19 protein-coding genes, 2 tRNA genes, 1 other RNA gene and 2 pseudogenes are annotated in these 25,309 nt (G+C 62.6%); 13 read left to right on the plus strand and 11 right to left on the minus strand.

Translation table 11 applies throughout. From position 1 onward, the window contains the following. Positions 1-7: 7 nt before the first annotated feature. The 10 genes and pseudogenes from ACAty_RS05205 to ACAty_RS05250 form a co-directional block, all read right to left on the minus strand. On the minus strand, positions 8-415 hold the full coding sequence (locus ACAty_RS05205; RefSeq protein WP_004871553.1) for a type II toxin-antitoxin system VapC family toxin: 408 nt from the start codon (positions 413-415) through the stop codon (positions 8-10). Further along, a complete protein-coding gene (locus ACAty_RS05210) occupies positions 415-657 on the minus strand; it encodes a type II toxin-antitoxin system Phd/YefM family antitoxin (protein WP_004871555.1) in 243 nt (80 codons plus the stop codon). The genes ACAty_RS05205 and ACAty_RS05210 overlap by 1 nt, the downstream gene beginning before the upstream one ends. A 472-nt stretch (positions 658-1,129) precedes the next feature. Further along, positions 1,130-1,558, minus strand: a pseudogene (locus tag ACAty_RS05215) (transposase); the annotation flags it as partial. 53 nt (positions 1,559-1,611) lie between these two features. Then, positions 1,612-2,076 (minus strand): annotated as a pseudogene (locus ACAty_RS05220) (transposase); the annotation flags it as partial. A gap of 318 nt (positions 2,077-2,394) precedes the next feature. Then, positions 2,395-2,470: transfer RNA gene (locus ACAty_RS05225), tRNA-Lys, on the minus strand. A 91-nt stretch (positions 2,471-2,561) separates the two neighbouring features. Beyond that, the gene (locus ACAty_RS05230; RefSeq protein WP_004871570.1) at positions 2,562-3,005 is read right to left on the minus strand and encodes a Fur family transcriptional regulator; all 444 of its coding nucleotides are present in this window, start codon (positions 3,003-3,005) and stop codon (positions 2,562-2,564) included. Between the two features lie 170 nt (positions 3,006-3,175). Then, on the minus strand, positions 3,176-5,380 hold the full coding sequence (locus tag ACAty_RS05235) for a TonB-dependent receptor plug domain-containing protein (protein WP_004871572.1): 2,205 nt from the start codon (positions 5,378-5,380) through the stop codon (positions 3,176-3,178). A gap of 268 nt (positions 5,381-5,648) precedes the next feature. After that, positions 5,649-6,743: an NAD(P)/FAD-dependent oxidoreductase gene (locus tag ACAty_RS05240; RefSeq protein WP_004871574.1), complete on the minus strand. Its 1,095-nt coding sequence runs from the start codon at positions 6,741-6,743 to the stop codon at positions 5,649-5,651. Positions 6,744-6,756: 13 nt separating this feature from the next. After that, the gene (locus tag ACAty_RS05245; RefSeq protein WP_004871575.1) at positions 6,757-10,332 is read right to left on the minus strand and encodes a translocation/assembly module TamB domain-containing protein; all 3,576 of its coding nucleotides are present in this window, start codon (positions 10,330-10,332) and stop codon (positions 6,757-6,759) included. After that, on the minus strand, positions 10,332-12,113 hold the full coding sequence (locus ACAty_RS05250; protein ID WP_004871580.1) for an autotransporter assembly complex protein TamA: 1,782 nt from the start codon (positions 12,111-12,113) through the stop codon (positions 10,332-10,334). Before ACAty_RS05250 ends, ACAty_RS05245 begins: the two co-directional genes overlap by 1 nt. Positions 12,114-12,313: 200 nt before the next feature. On the opposite strand from ACAty_RS05250, the gene ACAty_RS05255 reads away from it, so the two are divergent. From ACAty_RS05255 to ACAty_RS05310, 13 genes are all read left to right on the plus strand, one after another. Continuing rightward, a tRNA-Val gene (locus tag ACAty_RS05255) sits at positions 12,314-12,388 on the plus strand. An 89-nt stretch (positions 12,389-12,477) separates the two neighbouring features. Continuing rightward, an RNA gene (gene ffs, locus ACAty_RS15205) (signal recognition particle sRNA small type) lies at positions 12,478-12,574 on the plus strand. Continuing rightward, on the plus strand, positions 12,562-14,280 hold the full coding sequence (gene dnaX, locus ACAty_RS05260) for a DNA polymerase III subunit gamma/tau (RefSeq protein WP_004871582.1): 1,719 nt from the start codon (positions 12,562-12,564) through the stop codon (positions 14,278-14,280). Before ffs ends, dnaX begins: the two co-directional genes overlap by 13 nt. A gap of 22 nt (positions 14,281-14,302) precedes the next feature. Continuing rightward, complete coding sequence (locus ACAty_RS05265; RefSeq protein WP_004871584.1) at positions 14,303-14,626, plus strand: YbaB/EbfC family nucleoid-associated protein; 324 nt, start codon at positions 14,303-14,305, stop codon at positions 14,624-14,626. A 6-nt stretch (positions 14,627-14,632) separates the two neighbouring features. Beyond that, the gene (recR, locus tag ACAty_RS05270) at positions 14,633-15,232 is read left to right on the plus strand and encodes a recombination mediator RecR (RefSeq protein ID WP_004871591.1); all 600 of its coding nucleotides are present in this window, start codon (positions 14,633-14,635) and stop codon (positions 15,230-15,232) included. Positions 15,233-15,258: 26 nt separating this feature from the next. Continuing rightward, positions 15,259-16,476, plus strand: a complete 1,218-nt coding sequence (locus ACAty_RS05275; RefSeq protein ID WP_004871593.1) for an ammonium transporter — start codon at positions 15,259-15,261, stop codon at positions 16,474-16,476. 5 nt (positions 16,477-16,481) lie between these two features. Further along, the gene (locus ACAty_RS05280; protein ID WP_004871595.1) at positions 16,482-17,321 is read left to right on the plus strand and encodes an NAD(P)H-hydrate dehydratase; all 840 of its coding nucleotides are present in this window, start codon (positions 16,482-16,484) and stop codon (positions 17,319-17,321) included. Positions 17,322-17,323: 2 nt separating this feature from the next. After that, a complete protein-coding gene (gene bioA / locus ACAty_RS05285; protein ID WP_004871597.1) occupies positions 17,324-18,667 on the plus strand; it encodes an adenosylmethionine--8-amino-7-oxononanoate transaminase in 1,344 nt (447 codons plus the stop codon). Then, the gene (locus ACAty_RS05290) at positions 18,664-19,149 is read left to right on the plus strand and encodes a CBS domain-containing protein (RefSeq protein ID WP_004871598.1); all 486 of its coding nucleotides are present in this window, start codon (positions 18,664-18,666) and stop codon (positions 19,147-19,149) included. Before bioA ends, ACAty_RS05290 begins: the two co-directional genes overlap by 4 nt. After that, positions 19,146-19,634, plus strand: a complete 489-nt coding sequence (gene tsaE / locus ACAty_RS05295; protein WP_004871600.1) for a tRNA (adenosine(37)-N6)-threonylcarbamoyltransferase complex ATPase subunit type 1 TsaE — start codon at positions 19,146-19,148, stop codon at positions 19,632-19,634. Before ACAty_RS05290 ends, tsaE begins: the two co-directional genes overlap by 4 nt. Further along, a complete protein-coding gene (gene mutL, locus ACAty_RS05300; RefSeq protein WP_038471727.1) occupies positions 19,631-21,463 on the plus strand; it encodes a DNA mismatch repair endonuclease MutL in 1,833 nt (610 codons plus the stop codon). The genes tsaE and mutL overlap by 4 nt, the downstream gene beginning before the upstream one ends. Next, positions 21,460-22,374 (plus strand): tRNA (adenosine(37)-N6)-dimethylallyltransferase MiaA, encoded by a 915-nt coding sequence (miaA, locus tag ACAty_RS05305; protein WP_004871602.1) that lies wholly within the window; start codon positions 21,460-21,462, stop codon positions 22,372-22,374. The genes mutL and miaA overlap by 4 nt, the downstream gene beginning before the upstream one ends. Before the next feature lie 106 nt (positions 22,375-22,480). Continuing rightward, positions 22,481-22,705: a hypothetical protein gene (locus ACAty_RS05310; protein WP_014002819.1), complete on the plus strand. Its 225-nt coding sequence runs from the start codon at positions 22,481-22,483 to the stop codon at positions 22,703-22,705. 1,208 nt (positions 22,706-23,913) lie between these two features. Here the strand turns inward: ACAty_RS05310 and ACAty_RS05315 are convergent. Continuing rightward, the gene (locus ACAty_RS05315; protein WP_004871607.1) at positions 23,914-25,269 is read right to left on the minus strand and encodes a hypothetical protein; all 1,356 of its coding nucleotides are present in this window, start codon (positions 25,267-25,269) and stop codon (positions 23,914-23,916) included. Positions 25,270-25,309: the final 40 nt, after the last annotated feature.

Here is a 25,309-nt window from a genome sequence, read left to right on the forward strand (position 1 = left end):
GCCATAGTCAGGATTCCCAGGCGATGCAATCGACGAGAGGGGAATAGGGAACCAGGGCGGCGTCCGTGGTGAGTAAGCGGGAAGGCAGGGTCACGGCTTGGGCAACCAGAAGCCGGTCGAAGGGGTCCTTGTGGTGCCACGGAAGGCTGGCCAAAAGAAAGGTGTGGATGCTTTCCATGGGGAGTTCCGTAAAGCCCGTTTCCTGAGCCAATTGATAAATATCTTGGGGCTCGAAGTCAAAATCGGGGCGGCGGAGGGAAGATTTGATGGCAATCTCCCAGAGGCTGACGGCACTGAAAAGTATCGTGTGGTTGGGATCCGTCAGGATGGTCTGGGTGGTCTTGGGTAGGCGGTCTGGGGACAGCAGGCTGGCTAGCAGGACGTTGGTGTCCAGCAGCAGACGAGATGAGGGCATCAATCCGCAGATCCGGAAAACATGCGCAGAATTTCTTCCTGAGCCATTTGGTCCAAATCTTTGGGTAGGTGAAAACGTCCGGCACCCAAGCCCAACGTGCGGGGCTTGGTGGGTGTAGCAAGGGACACCAACCGGGCTACGGGTTTGCCGGAGCGGGCAATGATGATTTCCTCCCCAGCCGCCGCCTGATCCACATAGCGGGAGAGCTGGGTTTTGGCTTCGTGGATATTGACAATGGTCACGGTGGCGGTCTCCGATAGCGTAACTTGGTCTAGTTTAGTCAACCAGGGCAATAGTTGGCAATCAGACTTCCAGCAACTCTGTCATGCCACCGCTACCGCAGAGGAACTGGCGGTGCTACCTCAGCGTTGAGGCGGCCTGCACTTTGCTCGACGGAACGGCGGGCACGAGCTACCTTTTGCTGCAGGTAATCCCGGTAGCCTTGCTCAGCCCGCTGCTGGGCAATGTATTCCCGCAGCACCTCAGAGGCAGGTCGGTAGGCAGCATCGGCGGCGGCAAAAAACTCAGAGCTCTGGCTCCAGTTCCGAAGTGAAGCCAGAATGTTGGGCCATGTTCAGATCTACCGCCCTACAGAATATGGGAGCAGCATGTATCAGGTCGTGCAGGATGTCGGTCTGGCCACTTCACCGCACTCTACCATCGGAGCAATCAAATGAGCATCTCCCTCTGACTTGGTTACGCAACCAACTGACTTTCGGCGCTGGTGACCTGCTCTGCGGCAATGAGTCCTTGGCGATTGTCCATGAGCACATGCCCAAGATAGGCCAAGCGGGAAGCTTCGCCGGGCGCCTTTTTGTAGAGCCGAGCATCGGGGTCGGTCACCGAGGCGTGCGTCGTATTACGGCGCGACTGGCCGCGGAAATCGGAACCATCGCCCTCACGGTCCTCAGGATCTTTCGGCTGGAAGGATTTCTGCGAAGCCCAAGCTTCCAGCAGGGTGCCATCGACGGAGAAATGCTCTTCGGAAAGCAGATCACGATAGCGGGCCTGTTCCAACACGGAGCGGAAGCATTCCCGCACTGTCCCTTTATCCAGCAGCCGATCCCGATGCTTGCTGAAGACCGTGGACACCCAGACGTCGTCGTCCATTCCCAAACCCACAAACCAACGGAACAGCAGGTGTTCCGTTGGTGAGCTATGGTCAAGATTGGTGTATGAGCATTTGCTAACACGATTCAGGCGGCGTCCTGTTGGGGATCCTGCCGGGTTTCGTTGGCAGGAAGTCCATCGATAAATATCACCCTGGCAAAGAGCTCGCGCAGTCTTTCCGGATGCTGAATCCCGCGCCAGTGTCTCTCTGCCTGCTGGATGAGCTTGTAGCTCAGGCCAAGGAAGCTGTTGCGCGAGACGCAGTTCTTGGTACGGCTGCTGCGATGCCGTACGGTGGCGAAGGTCGATTCGATGGCGTTGCTGCTGCGGATATGCCGCCAGTGCTCTGCCGGGAAGTCGAAGAAGGTCAGCAGCACGTCCCGGTCCTTCTCGAGTTTTTCGACCGCTCTGGGATATTTGGCCTGGTAGTCCCGCACGAAGGCTTGCCAGCTCTTCTACGCCGCTTCTCGGGTATCGGCCATCCAGATGGCCTGCAAAGCGGCCTTGGCCCTCCCCTGGAGCCGCTTCGGTAGCTCGTTGAGGATATTGGCAAAACCAAGGAAAAGAACGCCGTCTGGCGGTCGCTTACTTAGCAAATGCTGATACACCCATCTTGACCATAGCTCGGTCCATCCCATGGAGATCTATTACGTGTCCAATTCGTGCAGAAACTAGAGCCAGCAAGGGTTAGAAAAGTTTTTGTCATGTTATGCCATATGATGTCATCCACAGCGCCAGCGCGCGAAAACTAGAGCCAGATGGGAATATTGTAGCCAGCATCTGGCGGGAGGCGTTGGCAGAACTAGAGCCAGACTAGAGCCAGATAAGCAAAAGGCACTTAGGTGATATTCCTAAGTGCCTGTTTTATTTGGTGGGTTGTGAGGGGATCGAACCCACGACCCGCTGATTAAGAGTCAGCTGCTCTACCAACTGAGCTAACAACCCGAGGCGTGAAATTATAAACGGCTGCCAGCAAAAATCAACACGGCCACCCCAGGAGCGCGCCCGCGGGCACCGACGCGCGTGCGCTGGGGTTTCAGGCGCGCGCAACGGTGCTGGAGTTCGTCTTACGCCGCAGACGGATGACGATGTCCACTTGCTGCAGTTCGGTGTCCTCGGGGAGATCCGGGAGGCTGCGCACCTGTAGATCGTGGGCCGGGATGTCCACCAACTCGCCGCTGTCCACGTAGTAGAAGTGGTGATGCGGGGAGACGTTGGGGTCATAAAAGACCTTGCCCGGTTCGACGATGACCTCACGTACGAGCCCATGTTCGGCGAAGATACCCAAGGTGTTGTAGACCGTAGCCTTGGAGACTACCGGGTAATCCGCGTTGACGCGTTGCATGATCTCTTCGGCGGACAGGTGAGCACAGGCGGAGAACAGCACGAAGCCGATCTCGACGCGCTGACTGGTGGGGTTGACCCCGGCGTCGCGGAGCACCTCAAGAACCTGCTGTTTGCTCGTAGCTGGATTCTGCATAGCTGTTCTCTCTTTACTTTTAAACCGATTGTAAGGCCAACCTTAACGAGACGCGCAGAAAAGATCAAGGGAAAGCGACGACGGCTGCGGGCAGGTCACCTTCCTCAGGACGCAGGACGCGACGGGGGAGGGTACACCTGGTGGCCGCACCCATCCCGCGTGCAGCGGCCCTAGAAGGTGTAGGAGACGGCCAATTGCACCGAGCGCCCCGGCCCGGGTACGGGCGTGCCGGCCATGAAGGGCCGCTGTCCCAGATAGGTACTGCCCAAGGGATCAAAATACAGGCGGTTGAGCAGATTCTGCAGGCGCAGGCTCGCCTGCCAGGGGCCGCGGCCATATTCCGTTGCCAGATCCAGCAGCGCATAGGCTCCTGTCCGTGGTTCGTTGCGGGTGGGATCCACTCGATTCTGGGCGGCCACCAGGGTTTCCTCCATGCGGTTGGTAAAGGCACCCCAGTGCTGTACCAGCGCCAGACGCAGGGTGGGCGGCGCAATCTCATACAGAGGTGTGTGCAGGGCAAGGTTGTCGCCCCGGGTGTAGGATCCTGCCGTCTCCAGGTCCCAATCCCCAGCGGTGCTGTGGTGCAGAACGGGCATCCTCGCACGGAAATCGACGCCATAGAGCGCGGCGCGCTGGTTTTGGAACTGCAGATAGACAAAACCGCTGGTCGCTGTGAGGTTGGCTGGCGTACAGGCACCACCCAGGGTAACCGGACAGCGCTGTACCCCAATGTAGTGCTCGATGTAGCTGTAGTGGGGCTGAATACGTAGTTCCCAGCCTTTGTTCGCACTCTGCCATTGCAGGGACAGGCTGGCCGTATTGGCGGTTTGGGGCTGTAAGGCGAGGTTGCCGATGTAGCCGTTACCATCGCCAAACCAACCGTTCATGAGCATGGCCATAGCTTGGCTCGACCAGGCATAGCGCTCGTAAAGGCCAGGGGCCTGACTGCGCCGCGATAGACCCAATTCCAGTTCCCACTGCGCATTGGGCCGGTAATCGGTGACGAAGCTCAGGGATCCCAGTGCAAAAAGCTCCCGGCGATGGGCGGCGTTGAATACACCGGGCTGGGACGTGGCCAGATCGGGATTTCCGTACATCATGGCGTTGTAGCCCTGCACGGGGCCGGTGCCTTGCTCGACGAAGTCGCCGCGCAGTCCCACCAGGCTGCTCCAATGGGCTGACCAATCCCGGTGCCATTGGGCATAGACGTGGTAATCGTCCTGCCGGGCGTGGTTCAGATTGACAAAGGTCAGCGGACCCATGGACTGCATCGCCATGGGCATGGAGGTGAGGTTGCGGGCGGGTGGCCAGCGGTCGTCCAGGTCCTCATGATCGTAGCCTGCCCCCACCTCCAGGGTGTCCTCCGGGTCCAGGTTCAGGCGCAGCTCCGAGCGCAGACCATTGTGCACGGCATTGGTCTGCATGGGCATATCCATGCTAGCACCGATCATTTTATCGGCGAGGAAATTCATGCGATGTAGGATGTGCTCTTGGTAGGCGCGGATGGACCATTTGCCCCAACCGTAATCGTGGGTGAAGTGCAGGTTTATGCCGACGCTCTCATTCTTGGTCATGTCCATGCGCGCGTTGGGAAAGGCTTGATAGGGGATATATTGGTAATTTAGGTGCAGGTCCAAAAAATTTGCGCCGCTTTTATGGGCTAATTGTAGACTTTGGTTACTGCTCAGGTACTGTGTCGATCCCACGATGTTCCCGGGAATACCGGGAATCGTTGGCTTGAACGGAGCTGCAGCGCGGTAATCGGATCCAGCGGAAACCGCGCCATCGTAGCGTACATAGGTCGTGCGGGTGGCGGCGTAGATGGCAGCGGAGCCACCGTGGATATTGCCGTTGCTCTGATAAAAGCTCCCCACGCGGCCACCCACGACGGGATTTTGACCGCTGGCGAAAAGCGCTTTCGGACTTTCCACCGCGATAGCGCCACCCATGGCATTGCCGCCAACGCTCACGGGTGCCACGGTCGGGTAGACGTGAATCTGGCCAATCTGGTTGGGGGATACGTAGGACAGTGGCGGATTCATGCCGTTGGCGCAAGCCGTGGGTGTGCGGACACCGTCCACACTCTGGACGATATCGCTGGCCGCAAAACCGTCGAGAACCGGAAGGCCAGATGCACCACCGCCCCGCAGAGCAGCAAAACCGGGCAGTTGGTTCAGGATGTCGAGGGTATTGCCGCCCGTGGCAAGCTCCGGGTGGAGGGTCTGGCCTCCGGGTGTCGAACTGGGGCGGTTCTGCACGTGCACTTCCACGACCAAGGGAGTGGATTCCTCCAGATCGCCGGCGGGCACTTCCTGCGCTCCCATGGTCAATACTCCGATCCCCATGGCCAGATACGTACGTCGTTTTAGGTTCATTGTTGGGCTCCCTGTTTTTTTTCAAACCTAAACTATTTTCAGGATGGTTTCAAATTAATAAATAACTACTATGAAATATACTATAATTATTTTTGGGATGTTCCGGCGAAAGATGAATGACTTCTTCGCGATCGCTGCGCTTGCATCGCGCGCGATGAGGAGTCTGCGAGTACCCAGTTTCTGGACAACGGCGAGGCGGACGATGCCGAACGGACGATCAACCTTTGCCGGAAATGGAGTTTTGTCGGGTGTGGTGACGGCGCCGTCCCTAGGACGGCATCACGGCAGGTGCTCTGGTCGGTTCCCCGAGGATCTGTTCCCGGAGAATGCTTGCGGTGGCGGGCGCCATGGTCAGACCGTAGCGGAAGTGGCCACTGGCGATATAGAGGCCAGAACCGTCGAAAACGGCGCCGATGAAGGGGCGGTTTTCCGGGCTCCCCGGCCGTAGTCCTGCCCACTGGCGCAGCACGGGGTAGTCTCGGGCGGGAGGAAAGAATTCGTGGATAAAAGCCAGGAGTTCCTCACGAATGGCTACGGTGCTGGATTTGTCGAAGCCCACATCCTCCGTGCTGCTGCCCACCAGGAGCAGCCCATCGCGACGTTGCACCAGATAATGCGGGCCGTGCAGCAGCAGGCTGGGAAGGGCGCCCGGTTCACCCTGCAGAAGCAGCATCTGACCACGCATGGGTTTGATGGGGAATTCAAGACCGGCATCCACAAGCAGTTGTCTGCTCCAGGCACCCGCCGTGACGATGGCGCGGGTAGAGGAAATCTCTCCCTGGTCGGTGACGATGGTACGCAGTTTGCCTGCGTCGTCGCGAACAAAGGCGCGGACTTCTGTTCCCGGGAAGAAGCGCACCCCGAGCTGTTGGCAGCGCCGATGCAATGCCTTCAGCAGGCGGGGGTTACGGACCTGCGCCACTTCCGGGCACCACAGCGCCCGTTGTCCGTGGCGCAGGCGAAAGTCGGGAAACTGGGCCGCGGCGGTCACACCGTCCCATAGGTGCCAGGTCTGCCCCTCGCCGGCGCCAAAGCCCACGGGGTCCGTGGGGAAGGGATGATCCGTGGACTCCAGGATCAGCAGACCGCTGGCCTGCCATTCGGGATCGATCCCGGTGTGTTCCAGCAGGCTCCTGGCCAGTTCGGGGTAGGCCGCCATCCCCGCCGCCGCCAGACGGCGCACTTCAGGGAGGTAGCGCCAGGGGTGGAGCGGGCTCAAGATGCCCCCACCAGCCCAGGATGCTTCCTGTCCAATCTGCCCGCGTTCCAGCACGCGCACAGCCAGTCCCGACTCCGCCAGAAACAGGGCGGAGACCAGACCGATAACGCCGGCGCCCACGATCACGACATCGTCGGTACGCACGCTGCCCTACCCACTAGAAATCGATCCGGTAGAAGATATTGGCGCCATTCTGGGTGCCGCTTTCGGTCTGCAGCTCGATGTTGCGCGTCAGACGGTAGCGTAGGCGGGCTACCGTACCCTGGCCGATGATGGACTGTCCCACACTCAGATAGAGGTCGGGGGTTATATAGCGACCCAGGGTGACCATGGCGCCCGACAGGGTGTTGCTGCCATTGGAGGTGACACCGAAGTCGAAGCCGCCCGGCCCGCCGTTGCCGTGGTTACCGAAAAGCGCAGAGCTGCCCGCCGAGAAGAGCTGGCCGGCAGCGGCGGAGAGCAGCGCGTTCTGGCTCTGGAGACCGGTACTGGGGGTGCCCAGCACCAGGTACGAGAGGATATCGCTCTGGGCCATGCTGGGGTCGGAGTACAGGCTGACCTGAGGATGGGTGAGGGTACCATTGACCTCGACACCGGCCTGAATGGGTCGGTTGTCCACGGCAAAGCTGTTGGAATTCTTGATGGTGCGCACGGCCAGGACATCCAGGGTCGCGGCATTGGGCGGGCCACGAAAGAGAATTGCGCCGCGTTCGAAGGTGAGGGAGTTGCCGTAGATGTCGTAGTGGCCATCCACCATGCGCAGGGTTCCGTCCATGCTCGGCGGCCCGCCGTTTTCCATGCGCACTTGTAGGTCGCCGGCAAGGCCCGCGCGCAGGCCACCGATGAGCACCTTGGCATCGTGGCCCAGGGACACGCGAATGTCCGCCGAGAGCGCTGGCCCGACACTGGGCTTCTTGGCATTCTTGACGTAGACCACGTCGCTGGAAGGCTGCGGTCCGCCGAAATCCGTGCCCAATATGCGGAGACGGTCGGTGTGCACCGAGCCCGCGATATCGATACGCTTGCTGTCGCCGCGTACCGTGAGATCCGGACTCACCGCTGCCTGCACTTGCGGCAGGTTCACTGCCGTGAAGCGGTTACCGCGAATACCCAGCTGAAAATGTAAGGCAGGTTGCCAGTGTACGGAGCCGGAACCCTCTATCTGGCCGTCGCCGGAATCCGCCTGAAGTCCATCGATGACCAGTTCCTGGCCATTTCCGCGCAGATCTGCCGCGATCTTGTGCACGAAAAGTCCGGCCTGGGGGGCGTAGAAAGCGAGATCACGGATCCTGCCGCTACCACTCCACTGCGGCTTGGCTACTTCGCCGCCGATGGTGAGATCAAGGTGCGCCGAGCCTTGGTCCTTGAATTGCAGGGGTTTCAGGGGGAGGGCGGCGAAGAGCGGGCCGGCGAGATCCGTGCGCAGAGTGCCCTGCAACGGCGCCTGTTTCTGCAAGGTGAAAGGTAAACGCAGGACCATGGGGCTTGCCAGGTGCAGGTGCATATTGCCGAAGCCGTGACCAAGCTCCAGGTCGCTCTGCAGCTGGAGTCCATCCGTCTGCCAGCTCAACTTGCCGACGAAGCGCTGGATGGGTAGAGACTTGGCGACGCGGTCCTGGTGCCAATGGAGCACGGTATCCTGCACCCGCCAGTCTGCCGTCAATGTGCAGCTGCCTTGGCATTGTCCCTTCAATGCGGCATCCCAGCGCCCGCGCACGCCGCCGTTCATACTGTCGTCGTGAAAGTCCAGAGGGATTTCGTGCAGCCGCAGATCCACCTTTGCCGGTCCCTTGGGGCCGGAATACTGGCCGTCGGCGTCGATGCGCGCGCCGTGGGCCCCATTCAGGCGGAAATTCTGGATGCTCGCCTGACCGCTGTTCTGCCAGAGCACTTGCGCTGGCTGGGCGAGTCGCCAGGGACCGATCTCGGGACCGTCCAGAGCCAGTGTCTGCAACTGCAGCCGCCAGGAAGCTGGGGTCTTTCGCAGTTCACCCGCAAGGTCGACGCGGTTGCCGGCGGAGCGGGCTTTCAATTCGGTGTGCAATGCCTGGAGGGGCCCCGTCGCCGCAAGCTCCAGATCCACCTGCCTTTTACCAATGTACAGATCTTCGACCTGCGCGTCGGCAGAGAGGATCTGGGCTGGCGATAGCGTGGCATGCAGCTGCGCCCGACGCAGGGATTCGCTGCGGTAATGCAGATCTTCGGCAAGCAGCTGGACCGAGCCATGCCAGGCCTTGCCCGTCCGGGCGAGCGTGGCCTGCAGTGAGCTGTGTCCGCGCGCACCCGGCACAAGACCCTGCCACTGTTGCACGTAAGCCGCAAGACGCAGGCCTTGCTGCAGGTTGCCAGAGCCGGTGAGTTTCACTCCGGGGCCGTAGAATCGGGCATCCCTGAGATCGAAGCCCGCGGCGCTGAACTGCACCCGTGCCTGTCCCTGGAGACTCTGGCGATGAATCTGGCTGGGCAGTAGCCGCAGCGTGCTCTGTCCCTGCCAGCCCGCTTTTGCCTTCACCGCATCCACGTGGAGCTCGGCGGAGATCTGGCCGGGGAGGGCGGGGTCGAGGCGCTGCGTGGGTAATTCCTGCAGCCGCAGGTCGCCGTGCAGGGCCAGGTGGGGTTTGAACTGTAGCTGCAGCTGCGCTCGCAAGAGCGTTCCGCCAAGAATCGCTCCCTTGTAGCGCACGTCGAGTTGTTGCGCCGTACCCTGCAACTCCGTCTGCAACCGGGCGATGCCGGGAGCGGCAATGAGTTGTACGCTACCTGCGTAGTGCTGCGGCGTTCCACGCAGGTGCAGGGAGAGAGCAACGTCCGCACCCTTCAGGGGTTTTCCCTTCAGGGGCGGGCGAATTCCGGTGAATTGCCCGGCAATCTGGTAGTCGCCGTGCAGCGTCTGCGGCAGGTCCACACGCAGCTCGCCGTGGACAGGACTGGTCAGAGCGGGGGTGTGCAGCAGAATGTGGCCGAGTTCGAGTCGCGTGGGGGCCATGAGCAACGTGCTGGTCAAGCTTTCCGTAAGCTTGCCGCGGCGGTAGGCGACTTCTAGAGGTCCACCGATCCCGCGCCTGCCTTGGGACTTCCAGTGAGTCTTCAGGACGATTTCGGTCGTGCCGGCAGCGCGGCTAGCTGGTGGAGAAAAATGCGCCATCAGGGACAACCGGCGCGCCCAGATGCCGACGCTGGCATCGGCTTGCAGCTGTCCCTGGGGCAGTGTTGCGGCGAGTTTGTCCGCCAGCAGCCAGCCGTGATCCCAGCGCAATTCACGCCAGGAGGCGGAATCCAGCCGAAAGGGGGCGGCACTGCCCTGGATCACGCTGAGCTGATGAATGGCGGCATCGGGGAGGGACAGGGTAAAGAGCCTGGTCCACAGCGGCAGGACGGGCCAGTCGAGGCGCAGCGCAGTGTTACTCGCCGCTGGTGGTGGGAGTTCCACCTGCGCGGTCTCCAGCCGCAGGTGGGAAAGGCGCAACTCCCCGGTCAGCAGATCCATGGGGTGACCGCGCCAGGACAGACGCTTGGCGGCGATGTGCAGATTCGCGCTCGCGTAGCGCAGATCGTGGGCGTCGAGGCCCGTCATGAGGGTCCCCCGCAGGCTGCTGTAGTGTAACCCCGGGACCTGCTGCAAGGCCCAACGGGCACCACTCGGTGTGAACAAGAGCCAGAACAGGAGTGCCAGGAGGGTCGCCAGAGGGAGCAGGAATCCCGCGAGCAGCCACTGGAGCAGGCGTGCCCGCATCAGAGTCCGAACCCCACGGAAAAGGCGATGCGTACGGCGGGCGCCTTGGGGTTGACCAGAGGGTGGGCCAGTTCCAGGCGGATGGGGCCAACGGGAGAAAACCAGCGTACTCCCAGACCGACATCCTGGAGTACCCGAAAATCCGCGGGGCTGTCAAAGGCGTTGCCGGCATCGTAAAAGGCAATGATGGCGATGTCCTTGGTAATGAAGCGCTGCAGATTCGCGCCCACCACAGCGAGATAACGACCACCCTCCACCTGACCGTTGCCGGCGCGGGGTCCCTGCGAAAGGTAGGCGTAGCCCGGCAGACTGTCCTGTCCGCCGGCAAAGAAGCGGAGGTTGGGGGGCAGATCGCCAATGGGTCCGGAGACCTGCAAGGCCCCGATACGGGCACGCAGCCCGGCGGCCCACAGGGGAGCCAGACGGGTATCCCATCGTCCACGCGCAGAAAAGCGCAGAAAATTGGTGGTACTTCCCAGAACCTTGCTGCTGCCCTCTACTGTCGCCGTGAGGGAATAACCGGAAATGGGACGAAGGATATTGTCGTAGTCGCTCAGGGCGAAATTGATGGAGGGATAGATGTAATGTGAGTTGTTGGACTGGCTGGCAACGGTATAGTTGGCCTGTTCCAGATTCATCAGGATACGCACGGTTTCCGTGCGGTTGGGGTTGGCGCCGTGGCCGATCGTCCATTGCCGACCAATGTTTGCCGTCAGGGCATTGTTGGTGTAGACATTGAGCACCTCATTTTGAAAGGCGGCATTGGCGAGGTATTCCGATCCCAGCGTTTTGCCCACAGGCCAAGTATAGGCAAAGCCGATGTTGCGGGTTTTCTGTGCTACCGTGGCGTCGATCTTGAGGTGCTGGGCGGCATCGAACATATCGTAGTTGTCGTAGCCCAGCACCCCATTGACGCCGATATCGGTGCTGTAGCCGACCCCCACCTTGAAATGCTGGGCAGGAAGGCTCTTCAGGCGCACGGCAATGGGGACCTTGCCGTTGGCCGCCTCCTTGGTCAGGCCGGTTACCGATACCGCCGAGAAGCGGTCGGCATTGCGCAGATTGCTTTGGGACACGGCCAAGGCCTCGGGCGAATACCAGTCCCCCGGGGCAATACTCAGATAACGGGTGATGAACCAGCGTGGATAACGATCGGCTCCTTCTATGCGGATATCGCCCACCTTGAAGCGCTCCCCGCTATTGAGCCAGAGGTAGATATCGGCCCAATAGGCATCGCGGTCCATCAGAATTTCGTGACGCTGATATTGTGCTTGGACATAACCGCGGGCGTGGAGCAGTTCCAGCGATTTATCTTTCCATTCCTCGTAGAGGACTTGATCGAGCACCGCGCCTCGCTTGAGCGGGAACTCGTTCCAGCGCTTTTTGAAAGCCGGGTCTTCTGCGGCTGGACCCTGTAGACGAAGGTCGATGTCACGCAGAACGATGGGGCGGCCGGCGTGGACGTCGTAGACCACCTCATAGGAATCCCCCTCCAGCGCTATTTCCCTGCGGGTCCAGGTGGCGGCGTAATACCCATAGGCCTCGAGGGCCGACTTCAGGCGCAGATCTTCGGAAAGCAGCAACTCTTCGCGGCGTGCGCCCTTGCCGTCGTAGGGGATGGCGGGGAGCGCCTTGTTGAGCAACTCGCGCAGGTGCGCATCGACCCCGATCACCCGAAAATGCAGACGATCGTCAGCGCTGGCCGTCGCCGAAAACCCCAGTAACAGGAGCAGTAGTCCCAGTCGCGCCCGTCCGAGGCTATCGTGCTTTCGTGTCGCCATCGTTCCCGTTGCCACTCCCCTGCTCGCGCAGAACGCCGCCCAGCGTCTTGGCCGACCTTCATTGTCACCAAAAGCGCGCGCTCAAGTCCAGCCGAGGGGCTGGGCAAGCCACGGGGTCTGGACCACCGGAAGATTCGTCGGGCGATTGACCCTCCGCAGTGCTGCTGGTAGATTACTGCCCTTGCGCACAGACGACGATCGGGCGGTTAGCTCAGCGGTAGAGCACTGCCTTCACACGGCAGGGGTCGCAGGTTCGAACCCTGCACCGCCCACCAAATACTCCCCGATTCCTGCGCACTGTGCCTTGCGGTTTTGCCAGGCGCAGGTCTCAACTCTACAGAGTCATGATATCTATGGCGACAAAGATCGGTCCCCTCGCAGTGGTACGTGGTGAACCCCGTCAGGCCCGGAAGGGAGCAGCGGCAGCCGCCGATCCAGGTGCCGGGGTGTGGCTGGTTGGCGTCGCCACCCATTTCCGCCCGTGACGGTTCGTCCCTACCTGGCTCTGGCTCGGCGCTGGCGCCCGCAACGTTTCGAAGATTTCGTCGGGCAAGAAGCCGTTGTCGCGGCCTTGCGGCATGGCCTGGACTCGGGGCGCGTGCACCACGCCTTTCTTTTCACCGGTACCCGCGGCGTGGGCAAGACCACGCTCGCCCGCCTGCTTGCCAAATCCCTCAACTGCGAAGAGGGTGTCAGCAGTAGGCCCTGTGGCGAGTGCAGCGCCTGCCGTAGCATAGCCAACGGTAATTTCGTGGATTTACTCGAGGTGGATGCCGCCAGCCGCACGCGCGTCGACGAAACCCGGGAGCTGCTGGACAACGTCCAGTACGCACCGACGGTGGGCCGCTACAAGGTCTACCTCATCGACGAGGTGCACATGCTCTCCAGTCACAGCTTCAATGCTTTGCTGAAGACTTTGGAAGAGCCGCCGGAGCACGTCAAATTCCTGTTGGCGACCACCGATCCGCAAAAACTTCCCGTCACCATTCTGTCCCGCTGTCTGCAACTCCAGTTGCGGCGGCTGGAACCTGCCCGCATACGCGAGCGTTTGCGCACGATTGTCGACGCCGAGGGGATTGCGGCGGAGGACACGGCTCTGGAGCTGCTTTCCCATGCCGCCGACGGCAGTTTGCGCGATGCCCTCAGCCTTCTCGATCAGGCCATCGTGCATGGCGCCGGCACGGTGGCCGCCCAGGCGGTCCGAGACATGCTGGGAGTGGCGCCAGAGGCGGTCGTCTGGAGTCTGGTGACGGGATTGTTGCGCGACGATGGGCCGACCGTGCTTCGCCTCGTGCAAGAACACATGGATCTGGGACAGGATCCCGCGGGGCTTTTGGATGCGGTCATCGAAGCGCTGCATCGACTGAGCCTTGCCCGCTATGTGGAGGACGTGCGGCGCGCCTTGCCGCCGCCCTGGGATGGGGGTGCGTTACCCGATGCCCTGAGTCTGCAGGCGTTTCACGCGATACTGTTATCGGCACGGAGAGATTTCTATCTGTATCCGGATGGCCGTATGGCTCTGGAGATGGCCGTCCTGCGGGTGCTGGCCTTCCGCGAGGAGGACGGGGATGGCGGCCAACCCGGGGCCCCCAAAGCGCTCGCCCAAGAACCTTCGGCGGCGGCAGAGGAGCTTGGGCGAAGCGCATCCGTATCGCCTCGTTCCGGTACGCAGCCCACGCGGGACGCGGGGCCCATATCCGGGCGACAACCGTCGGAGCAGGCGGCACCTCCGCCAGCGATGGCCGAAAATGCGGCAGCACGCTGGGCAGAGATCTTGCCTCAACTAGCGCTCAGCCCTATGCTCCGGGCGTCCTTTGGCCATACGCGGGCGACGCGTTGCGATGTCGAGCTCGTGGAGCTCTGGGCCGAGGCCGGTCACCTGGAATTCTTGCGTGCCGAGATGGATACGCTCGCCGTCGCGCTGGAGAGTTTCTGGGGGCGGCGCCCGCAGTTGCGCCTGGACCTGCTGGCCGGTGAGGACGCGGTGGATACCGTAGTGGGTGCCCGGGAACGCGCAGCAGCGGCGGATCGGCAACGTCTGCACGAACGGGTGCATCAGGATCCAGAGGTGCGGGAATATCTGGAGACTTTCGGCGCGAAGGTGGTGGCCATTCGCAGGATAGGGGACGCCGACGCGGGTCCGTCGGAGGCGTTCGGGGCATCGTGAGCAATGGGATCGGAGGGGTGAAATGAAGGGTGGTCTCGGCAACATCATGAAGCAGGCGCAGCAGTTGCAGGAGCGCTTGCAGAAGGCGCAGGAAGAGTTGGCTCAGGTAGAGGTACAGGGACACGCCGGTGGTAATCTGGTGGAAGTCACGATGACCTGTCGCAATGACGTGCGCCGGGTGCGCATCGACCCCAGCCTGCTTGCGGAGAACGATCCGGAAATGCTGGAGGATCTCATCGCAGCGGCGGTGAACGATGCGTTGCGCAATGCCGAAAAGACCAGCGCCGAGCGGATGTCGGCTCTGACCGGTGGAATGAACATACCCGGTTTGAATCTACCCTTCTGACACGGCATGTCCGAAAGCCCCAGTTTCACCGCCTTGACCAGGCTGCTGCGCCGTCTACCGGGGGTCGGCCCGCGTTCGTCGCAACGTATCGCCTACGATCTCCTGATGCGCAAGCGCGAGCTCATGCCAGCCCTGGCCATGGCGCTGCAGGCCGCGCACGAGCATATCCGTTCTTGCAGCCGGTGCAACAACCTCTGCGAGGCGGAGCTCTGTGCCATCTGCAGCGATACCCAGCGCCAACGTGAGCTGCTCTGTGTGGTGGAATCGCCCGTGGACCTGGCGGCCATCGAGGAGTCGGGCGCCTATGGGGGCGACTATTTCGTGCTCATGGGGCATCTCTCGCCCCTGGACGGGATCGGGCCGGAAGACCTGCACATCGACCGTTTCACGGCGCGTCTCGCCGAGCCCGGCCTGCGCGAGGTCATTTTTGCCACCAATTCGACCCTGGAGGGAGAAGCCACTGCCCAGTTTCTGGCTGGCTATGTCCCGGCAGGAGTGCGCAGCAGTCGCATCGCCCGCGGGATTCCCATGGGTGGCGAACTGGAATACGTCGATCGCGGTACCCTGGGGCGGGCCCTGCTGGGGCGCCGCGACCTCGAAGAATAATTCCTGACCCATCGGAGCTTTGTCCCATGACCCACGCCGCTGCCAGCCTTCCCGGTGCCAATGTTTTTTTCCTGCTCATGGGAGCCATCCTGGTGCTCGCCATGCACGCGGGCTTTGCCTTCCTGGAGCTTGGCACCGTGCGGCGGCGCAGCCAAGTCAATGCTCTGGTCAAGATACTGAGCGACTTTGGTATCTCGACCATCGTCTATTTCTTCATCGGTTTTCACATTGCCTACGGCATCAGCTTTTTTGGCAATGTGGCCAGTCTTACCGACCATGGGCACGGCTTCGAGATGGTCCGATTCTTTTTCTTGTTGACCTTTGCCGCGGCGGTACCGGCCATCATTTCCGGGGGAATTGCCGAGCGCGCCCGCTTCGTGCCCCAGCTCCTGGCTACGGCCTTTTTGGTCGGTCTGGTCTATCCCCTCTACGAAGGTATCGTCTGGAATGGAAACTTTGGCATCCAGGCCTGGTTCAGTCAGGTTTTTGGCGCTCCCTTTCATGACTTTGCCGGTTCCGTGGTGGTACACGCCATGGGTGGCTGGATGGCGCTCGTGGCCGTTTGGTTGTTGGGGCCACGCCGCGGACGCTATGGCAAGGACGGCAGCATCCATCCCATGCCGCCATCCAACATTCCATTTCTTGCCCTGGGCTCCTGGATCCTCATCATCGGCTGGTTTGGTTTCAATGTGATGAGCGCGCAGCGGCTGGAGGCGGTACAAGGTCTGGTGGCCTTGAATTCCCTCATGGCATTGGTGGGAGGGATGCTCACCGCCCTTGCCTTGGGTCGGGGGGATCCCGGCTTTGCCCATAATGGTGCCCTGGCTGGCCTGGTGGCCATCTGTGCCGGCTCGGACGTGGTGCAGCCCATCGGGGCGCTGGTCATCGGCGGCATTGCCGGTGCTATTTTCGTCTACCTCTTTACCCTGGTACAGCATCGCCTGCGTCTGGATGACGTCTTGGGCGTGTGGCCCCTGCACGGGGTCTGTGGCGTCTGGGGAGGTATCGCGGTGGGAATCTTTGGCCTGCGCGTCTTGGGAGGAGCCGGTGGGGTCAGTTTCGGCGCGCAGTGTGCCGGGACGCTGTTGGGCGTGCTCATTGCCCTGCTCGGCAGTGCCATCGTCTACGGTGCCATCCGCCGTTTCATCGGTATCCGGCTGGATCCCGAGGCGGAATTCATGGGCCCGGACCTTGCCATTCACCATGTGGGTGCCTATCCTGAGGCCGACATCGAGAGAGCCTGAGTTTGGTGGAACCACCGGCAGTATCTACCCTGCGCTGGCCGGATCTGGCGCCTTTGCCAAAACGCCCGTCGGCGGCCCACAAGGGCGACTTTGGTCACGTCTTTGTGGTGGGCGGCAGCCGTACCATGGGTGGTGCCCTGGCGCTGGCGAGTCTGGCGGCCTATCGTGCTGGCGCCGGTCTGGTCACCGCAGTAGGGCAGGCGCAGAGCCAGATCTACCTTGCCGCTCAGCTACCGGAAGCCACCTGGTGGGACTGGCCGGCCCACTTTCGTGACCTGCCCGCCAAGGCGGTCCTGGCCGTCGGCCCCGGTCTGGGTCAGGGGCTCGCCAGTCACGACCTGGTTCGCGAAATCGGAAGCCTGACGGTACCAGCGGTGTGGGATGCCGATGCCCTGAATATTCTGGCGCGCCTCGGCCCGAAGCTGTGGTCGCAACCCGCCCAACGCCTGGCCACACCCCATCCCGGGGAGGCCGCCCGGCTGCTGCAGACCAGCACAGCCGCGGTGCAACGGGACCGGGTCGGCGCCATTCGTGCCCTGGCAGCATGCTACGGCGGCATCTGGATCCTGAAGGGCGAGGGCACCCTGATCCTGGGAGCGCAGGGTCTATGGCGGTGTCCCCTGGGTAATCCCGGCATGGCCACGGGGGGCAGTGGGGACGTGCTTACCGGCCTCTGTGCCGGTCTGCTGGCCCAGGGGATACCGGCGGAGGAGGCGGCCCGGCTGGCCGTCTGCGTACACGCCCGCGCTGGCGACCTGGCCGCGCACAAGCTGGGTGAGGCGAGCGTCTTGGCCGCCGACATCCTCGCACATATTCCCGATGCCTTGCGAGAGCTTGCGGCGTGACGATGGACCTCGAGACCCTACGCGCCTGGGATCGGCGCTACTTCTGGCATCCTTTCACGCAGATGGCGTGCTGGGGCGATGACGATCCCTGGATCATCGTCGAAGGTCGCGGCAACTACGTCTACGATGCCCAGGGGAGGCGCGCCCTGGATGCCATTGCCAGCCTGTGGTGCAATGTCCATGGACACCGGCATCCGCGTCTGGACGCGGCCCTCGTGGAGCAACTCGGCCGCATCGCCCACAGCACCGTTCTGGGTGCCAGTCACCCCGGTGGTATCCGTCTTGCCAGTGCTTTGGTGGAGTGCACGCCGGCCTCCCTGCAACACGTGTTTTTCTCGGAGGACGGCGCCGAGGCGGTGGAGATCGCCATCAAGATGGCGGCCCAATACTGGATCAATCGCGGTCGCCCGGAAAAGAGCCTGTTTCTGACCTTGGACAACGCCTATCATGGCGACACCGTGGGAGCGAGTTCCTTGGGCGGATTCCCGCTTTTTCACGCGGTCTATGGCCGTCTGCATTTTCCCACCCGGCGTTTGCCGAGCCCTTACGCACTCACGCAGGCCGAGGGCGATGCCGGACGCGGGCTCGACGCCTGGCTCCAGGCGCTGGATGCGCTCATGGAGGAGGAAGGCGGGCGCACTGCGGCACTCATCCTCGAAGGGGGGGTACAGGGAGCGGCGGGGATACTACCCTATCCGCCGGGTCTGCTGGCGGCGGCAGCACAGCGTTGTCGGGCGCACGAGGTTTTGCTCATCGTCGATGAGGTGGCCACGGGCTTTGGACGCAGCGGAACCCTCTTCGCCTGCGAACAAGAAGGGGTGGAGCCCGATCTGCTGGCGCTGGGTAAGGGCATCAGCGGCGGTTACCTGCCTCTGGCGGCCACGCTGGCCAGCGAGGATATCTATCAGGCCTTTCTCGCACCCTTTGCCGAGGCCAAGCAGTTCTACTATGGCCACACCTACACCGCCAATCCCTTGGCCTGCGCCGTTGCCTTGGCGAGCCTCGAGCTTTTTGCCGAACCGCAGCTGCTTGCCGGTGTGCGCGAGCGCATCGCCACCCTGTCCGCAGGTCTCGCGCGTTTTGCCGAGCTTCCCTACGCGGCGCCCGCGCGTCAGTTTGGGCTCATGGCGGCCGTACCGCTGCGCGATCCGCACAGCGGTCAGGCTTTTCCCTACGGTGACCGGCGTGAGTATGCGGTATGCCGCCGTGCGCGGGATCTGGGCGTCTACCTGAGGCCCTTGGGCGACAGCATCGTCATCGTGCCGCCACTGTCGGTGACAGCCGAGGAGATTCACACTATCCTCAGGGTATTGGATAACGCCATGGCCGAGGAATGCGCCCGATGACTGCTGCCCCTGGAACCGCTGCCCCGAAGACCGCCGCAACCATCATGACCCGCGAGGTCGTCCACGTGGCCGAGGGCGACGACGTCCAGGTCGTCGCCAAGCGTTTGCTGGAGTCGGGACATCACAGCCTGCCGGTATTGGACCAGGACGGCAGGGTGGTGGGGATGATCGGCGAGCGCGATCTCATCGATGCCCACCGCCAGATCCATCTGCCCACCGTGTTGTCGCTGCTGGACAGCGTCATCCCCATCTCGGGTTGGCGCGAATACGAAGAAGAACTGCGCAAGGCGACGGCCGTGACGGCGCTGCAGCTGGCCACCCCCAAACCCGAGGTCGCCCACCTCGGCGATAGTGTCGAGAGCCTCGCCGACCGGATACTCAAGCGTAATCTCCACGCCCTCCCGGTGGTGGACGACGGCGGTCATCTGCTGGGTATCGTCAGCCGTTCCGATATTCTGAGGGCCCTCATCCAAGGATCATGAGCCGCTGGCGTTGGTCCTGCCTCGAGGATACCGGCGCCTTTGCCGCCGCTCTGGTGGCGGCTGGGCCCATTCCTGCCGTCGTTTACCTTCATGGTGACCTGGGCGCCGGCAAGACTACTCTGGCTCGGGAAATAGTGCGTGCGGCGGGCTACCGTGGCGTGGTCAAAAGTCCCACCTACACCCTCCTGGAGGTTTATCCCACGCCTCTTGGGCGCATCCTGCACCTGGATCTCTACCGCCTGGGCAGTGACGATGAACTGGAATTTCTGGGCCTGCGCGATTACCTGGACCAGCCAGCCTTGTGGTTGATCGAATGGCCTCGTCCGGGGGCAGCGGTCCTGCCGCCGGCGGATCTCGAGTGTTTCTTGTGTCTGGAGCCCGATGCGCGTCATACCCTGACGGCGCGCGCCGCCAGTCCTTCGGGGGAGGGCCTACTGGGGGCGCTGACGCGGGCGTTACCACCGGAACCTGGAGGTCGAAATTGACGAGAAATCGCATCCGCGTGCTGGAGGCGACGGTGGCCAATCAGATAGCCGCCGGTGAAGTGGTGGAGCGACCGGCCTCGGTACTCAAGGAGCTTCTGGAAAACAGTCTGGATGCCGACGCCCAGCACCTGCGCATTCGTCTGGAGGAGGGTGGCCTGAGCCTGCTCGCGGTGGAGGACGATGGCATCGGCATCCCCGCGGAGGAACTGCCCTTGGCCCTCGAGCGTCATGCCACGAGCAAGCTCCGCTGTGCTGAGGATCTGCAACGGATCGCGAGTTTTGGCTTTCGCGGGGAGGCACTGCCGGCCATCGCCTCGGTGGCTCGTCTGCGCATCCAGTCGCGACCAGCCGAGGCGGGGGCTGCCGTGCAGATCGAGGTCGAGGGCGGACGAGTGCTCTCGTCGCAGGTTTGCCCGCGAGCGCCGGGAACGACGGTGGAGGTGCGGGATCTCTTCTTCAATGTTCCGGCGCGACGCAAATTTCTTCGCAGCCCGACGACGGAGTTGGGGCGGATGCAAAAGGTGCTGCGCCAGACGGCGCTCGCGCATTTTGCCGTGGGTTTCGAGCTGATTCAGGGAAGCCGGATTCTGGCGCACTATGCTCCCGCGGCATCCGAAGCGGCGCAGGATGCGCGGGTAGGGGAGATCCTGGGCACGGATTTTCTGGCCAACTCCCTGCGTTTTGCCGAGGAGGACGGTGAACTGAGAATACGGGGCTGGCTGGGTCTGCCCACCTACAACCGCCCGCGCGCCGACGAGCAGCATTTTTTTGTGAACGGCCGCCCCGTGCGCGATTCTGCGCTGAATCATGCCCTGCGTGCCGCCTATGCCGACGTACTCTACCAGGATCGCCACCCGGTGGCGGTCCTGTATCTGTCCATGCCGCCGCACTGGGTGGATGTCAACGTGCATCCTGCCAAGACCGAGCTGCGTTTTGCCGATAGCCGCCGGATTCACGATTTTCTTCGCCACGCCATCCGTAGCGTCATTGCCCACGAAGCCAAGCCGAGCCGACCCTTGGCGGGAGCGACAATCGTCCCTGAGGGGCAGGCGGTGGCGAGTCGTGGTCCCGGCGCCAATGCTGGTATGGCACCTGGTGGTGAAAGCAACGCGGCGCAGTGGCGCCTCTCCGGCCGTTCTGCGGCCAGCACCCTGGCAGAGCAGGCCGGGCGTTATTGGGAGCAGGTCGTAGCCCCTGCATACGCAAGCGAGAGTGACGCGCGGACGAAAACGGTAGTACCGACGGACCAGGAGCAGATGGAGGTCACCGCGCCGCCACTGGGTTACGCCATTGGTCAGGTGCATCAGCGCTTTATCGTTGCCGTCAATGCCCAGGGCCTGATCCTGGTGGACCAGCACGCGGCCCATGAACGTATTCTCTATGAGCGGCTCAAGGCCAGACGGCCCGACGAGCGCAGCCAGACGCTGCTGCTGCCCCAGGTGCTGTCCCTGACCGCCACGGATGTCACCCGCCTCGACGAGCGCGCGGCATGGCTGGAGGCCGCGGGTTTCCAATGGACTGTAACGGGACCACAGCACATCCATATCCAGGCGGGTCCGGCGGACATTCCCAGCGCGCAGTATCCAGAACTTTTTCAGAGCTACCTGACGACCAGCTTCGCCGAGTTTCGGGACAGTGACGCCTTCCTCGCCGAGCGCGCCTGCAAAATGGCCATCAAGACCAATCACCCGCTGAGTCTGGCCGAGATGAACGCACTCTTGCGTCAGCTCGAGGCCTGCCCACGCTACAGCCAGTGCAATCATGGGCGACCTACCGTCGTGGAGATGCAGCTGGCAGAGCTAGACAGGCTTTTTCTGCGCGGTCGATGATACCCACGCTTTTCCTCATGGGTCCCACGGCCAGCGGCAAGACCGATCTTGCCTTGGCTCTGGCGGATCTTTTGCCCGTGAGCATCATCAGTGTCGACTCCCTACTGGTCTATCGCCACTTTGATTGCGGCAGTGCCAAGCCGTCTTTGGCGTTGCGTGCGCGCTATCCCCACGCCCTCATCGACATCCGTGAGCCGGAGTCCGTCTACTCCGCCGGCGATTTCTGCCGCGATGCCCGGATTGCCATCGACCTGGCCCGGGCGCAGGGGCGAATACCCGTACTGGTGGGCGGCACGGGCCTTTATTTCCGGGCCTTGGAGCGGGGCATTGCCGAGCTTCCTGGGGCGTCCGCCGAGTTTCGCGCAGGGCTCTCGGCGCGCGCTGAACGGGAGGGCTGGCCCGCCTTGCACGCCGAGCTCGAAGCGCTGGATCCGGCGCGGGCAAGACGCATAGATCCCCACGACCGTCAGCGTATTCAGCGGGCCCTGGAGATCCACCGGCTCGGTGGCTCAACGCAGTCTGGCTGGAGCCGCGGACTGGACGGGCCGATCCTCAAGGTGGCTCTGTGCCCACCCCGGGCCGTGCTGCACCAACGCATCGCGATGCGCCTCGATGCCATGCTGGCATCGGGTTTTCTGGAGGAAGTGGAAAGGCTCTACCACCGCTATGGAGAGCAGGATCTGCCCGCCATGCGTGCTGTGGGTTATCGCCAATTCTTTTCTTGGCGGCGCGGCGAAATAGATCTGGAAGCAGCGAAACGGCAGGCGCTTGCCGCAACGCGCCAGCTTGCCAAACGCCAGGAAACCTGGCTACGCGCGGAAGTTCTGCAGGCGCGGGTCGATCCGCGCTCGAGCGACGCGGCGGCGCAGATACTGAAGCTCCTGAAGGAGGCCGGCACCGAGGGTGTCTGAGGATGTCATCAAAACGCACCGGCGAACCTTGTCAATCGACGATCTTTGCGCGAATCTGCGCGCTTAACCTGCAAGGCAGATCACGCAACCGTATCGGGACACGCCCATGGCAAGAATATCGGATGGACTGGAATTAAAGGAAATTCTTCGCACCATCGGCACCGCGCGCACGCCCTTGGGTGGAAGCATGAAGATGATAGCGCTGTACCTGGCATTCATCGTCTCGCTCCTCGTACCCATGGGCGTTCTCCTGATCTATTGGCTGTGGAGGCATGGGTCGAAGATACAGGAAGAACGCAGAACGCTGGGTCTGAAGGACTGGGTGGTATAAATGGAACGGCCCCGGAAGGGGCCGCTTCATCGGCGTTACGGCGGGCCACCAGGCCCACCAGGGGGAGGTCCGCCGGGTCCCCCAGGAGGAGGCCCACCGGGTCCACCGGGAGGAGGCCCACCAGGCCCACCGGGAGGAGGCCCACCAGGCCCACCGGGAGGAGGCCCACCAGGCCCACCGGGGGGAGGCCCACCAGGCCCACCGGGAGGAGGCCCACCGGGTCCACCGGGAGGAGGCCCACCAGGCCCACCGGGAGGAGGCCCACCAGGCCCACCGGGAGGAGGCCCGCCAGGCCCACCGGGTTGCCCCGGCGGAGGTGGGGGCGGGGCACCCGGTGGAGGCGGAGGCGGCGGTGCCACCCCCAGCGCACTGAAAAAGGCCCCCGGTGGCGGTGGTGGCGGTGCGCCGGGCGGTGGGGCTGGTGGCGGTGGTGCGCCGGGCGGAGGCGGAGGCGGCGGTGCGGGATAGTACTCGTAGTAGACCTGTGGGTAGTAGTACCACAACTCGTATTGTGCGTAGAGCGGCGGCGAGTACCAGGAAACATAGGGCTGTGGCGGCGCGAGGTAGTAATACTGTGGATAATTCGAGAACCCTACGCTGTATCCGGGCCCTCCCAGATTCAAACTGAAATCCAGGGGGTCTGCCTGCGCTGCGGTGCCAACGAGGAAGCCCGTGGACAGCATGGTCGCAATGAGGATTCGGTGTTTGCGGTACACGATTTTTCTCCTTCAGGGAAGGTATCCCCGTTTGTCGGCAGCGTCTGCCCATCGGTGCCAGCAGACCTGCCAATATGCACAAAGCAATTTTTACGCCATAGCCTGGTTGATGGTCCGGACGCGGATTGCGGGTGCTTTTGCGCGGTATGCGGGTGGTAGTCCTGTGGCCAAGTGTCGACAGTTATTCTGCACGGTTCACCATGGATGGTCTCAGCAGACGGCTAAGCATCTGTCCGTAAAGTGAATTATCCGCGGGCGTGCAGTGCGCGACAAGCGACGGTGCGGCAAGGCCAGGCCGAAGTCCAAAGATGCACGCGTAGTGGGTATGCGGGGATGAATGCCCTGCGTGTTCACCTTCCCGCGCTTCTGGCTTTTGCGTGCCATCCGCGTGCAGCACCCGCTTGCCTTATCCCAGGCTCGCGGTTACGGCGTTTGGTAAGGGGCGCGCAGAGACGGCCAAGGGACGTCCTGGCGGTCACCCGAGCGCAGCCCTCAGAGCAGATTGCGTTCCACCACCACCTCAGAGTAGGGATCGCCCATGGCCACACAGCGCGTCTGATGACCCCAAAATCCCTCCTTGGAGCGATTGACCTGGTAGTAGAACTCCAGGGTGAGATCCGGCTTTTGGGTGATGTCGGCGGTGTAGAGCAGGTTCATCAAAGAGGCGGCGATCCCAGTCATCAGGTAATCGATGGGGTGCTCGGAGCGCCCAAAGGCACGCAGGTGTCCGAGGGATTCGTACGGGTACCAGGCCCGCAGCACGAGGCGCTCGTTGGGGATGATCTCGGCAATTCGCCACACGCCCCAGCCCAGGGCATTGATGCAGGCGACGATGCCCGCCAGCCAGTCTTCGCGCTGACGTAGTTGGGGTACCACCAACTGGTACCAGGGGTCGGAGCGCATGATGCCGCCCATGGTGTTGAACCCACAGATGTGGCCGGCCTCGATGAGCAGGGTGCGGGCGAGCGCGTGACCTTGCAGGTGACTGAACTTATCCTTGTAGAAAAAGAGGCTGGGATATTCGTACCAGAGCATCTCGCCCAGGTACTTGTGGGTGCGCAGCGCTTCGGCCAGGGCACGCTCGAAGCGGAAGGACACGAGGTTGTAGTAGTCGGCATAGTGACGGGTCAGGGTCACCCCGAAGGCCGGTACGAGGCCCTGCTCGTCGCCCACCAAGGGCAACGAAGCCACCGCCGCGATGATGGCATCTTCGTCGACGTGCAGGGCAAAGCTGCGCTCGGGCACGGCTTCGGCGCCCTTCGGAAGTTCTGCCGGCGCAGGTTGCCGCGTGTCCAGCGGGAAGCGCTCCGGCGGTTCTGCCGGGAAGAGCAGAAACTGACTCTGAGTGCCACCCATGGAGATAGGCTCTTCCCCGGTGCGGCTCGCGATGCGACCGCGGATGGCGGTATCGAGACTGGCAGCGACGGCACCAACGGCAAAGCCGAGGTCGAAGAATTCCCCGGGTTTACGCCGCGCCCCGTAATTGAGACGCAGTGCGCAACCGTAGTGGGAGTGCTGCTCGGACAGGCGCAGGGGGGCAGGCGTAAGGCCGCCGCTGGCGGGAGCCAGGTCGAGATCACCAAATCCGCAGTAACGGTAACGTTCACTCGCTGCAGCAAGGCGCTGAGCTGTCGTCCAGTCCGGATGCTTCCGAAACAGGGCGCTCATCTGGCGATGGGCGATCTCTGCTGCCGAATCCTGCAGGATAGGCTCGTGTTGGATGTAGTGGCAATCCTCCACCACGAGTTGCAAGAAGCGATTGTAGTGGTTGCAGTGGAAGACCATCGGCTCGCCGTCGAGGTGAACGATGCCGGTGTGGGGGTCGCGTTGGGCTTGGCAGGAATACATGAGCGCTCCACGGCGTGAGATACATCCCTATACATAGAAC

The organism is Acidithiobacillus caldus ATCC 51756 (genome assembly GCF_000175575.2).
GTDB lineage: Bacteria > Pseudomonadota > Gammaproteobacteria > Acidithiobacillales > Acidithiobacillaceae > Acidithiobacillus_A > Acidithiobacillus_A caldus.

Bases quoted from the DNA above. Each gene is read 5' to 3' on its own strand.
- ACAty_RS05265 (WP_004871584.1), top strand. From the start codon at position 14,303: ATGAAGGGTGGTCTCGGCAACATCATGAAGCAGGCGCAGCAGTTGCAG.
- ACAty_RS05235 (WP_004871572.1), bottom strand. From the start codon at position 5,380: ATGAACCTAAAACGACGTACGTATCTGGCCATGGGGATCGGAGTATTG.
- ACAty_RS05290 (WP_004871598.1), top strand. From the start codon at position 18,664: ATGACTGCTGCCCCTGGAACCGCTGCCCCGAAGACCGCCGCAACCATC.
- ACAty_RS05230 (WP_004871570.1), bottom strand. From the start codon at position 3,005: ATGCAGAATCCAGCTACGAGCAAACAGCAGGTTCTTGAGGTGCTCCGC.
- ACAty_RS05315 (WP_004871607.1), bottom strand. From the start codon at position 25,269: ATGTATTCCTGCCAAGCCCAACGCGACCCCCACACCGGCATCGTTCAC.
- ACAty_RS05310 (WP_014002819.1), top strand. From the start codon at position 22,481: ATGGCAAGAATATCGGATGGACTGGAATTAAAGGAAATTCTTCGCACC.
- ACAty_RS05250 (WP_004871580.1), bottom strand. From the start codon at position 12,113: ATGGCGACACGAAAGCACGATAGCCTCGGACGGGCGCGACTGGGACTA.
- ACAty_RS05245 (WP_004871575.1), bottom strand. From the start codon at position 10,332: ATGCGGGCACGCCTGCTCCAGTGGCTGCTCGCGGGATTCCTGCTCCCT.
- tsaE (WP_004871600.1), top strand. From the start codon at position 19,146: ATGAGCCGCTGGCGTTGGTCCTGCCTCGAGGATACCGGCGCCTTTGCC.
- recR (WP_004871591.1), top strand. From the start codon at position 14,633: ATGTCCGAAAGCCCCAGTTTCACCGCCTTGACCAGGCTGCTGCGCCGT.
- ACAty_RS05205 (WP_004871553.1), bottom strand. From the start codon at position 415: ATGCCCTCATCTCGTCTGCTGCTGGACACCAACGTCCTGCTAGCCAGC.
- ACAty_RS05275 (WP_004871593.1), top strand. From the start codon at position 15,259: ATGACCCACGCCGCTGCCAGCCTTCCCGGTGCCAATGTTTTTTTCCTG.
- miaA (WP_004871602.1), top strand. From the start codon at position 21,460: ATGATACCCACGCTTTTCCTCATGGGTCCCACGGCCAGCGGCAAGACC.
- bioA (WP_004871597.1), top strand. From the start codon at position 17,324: ATGGACCTCGAGACCCTACGCGCCTGGGATCGGCGCTACTTCTGGCAT.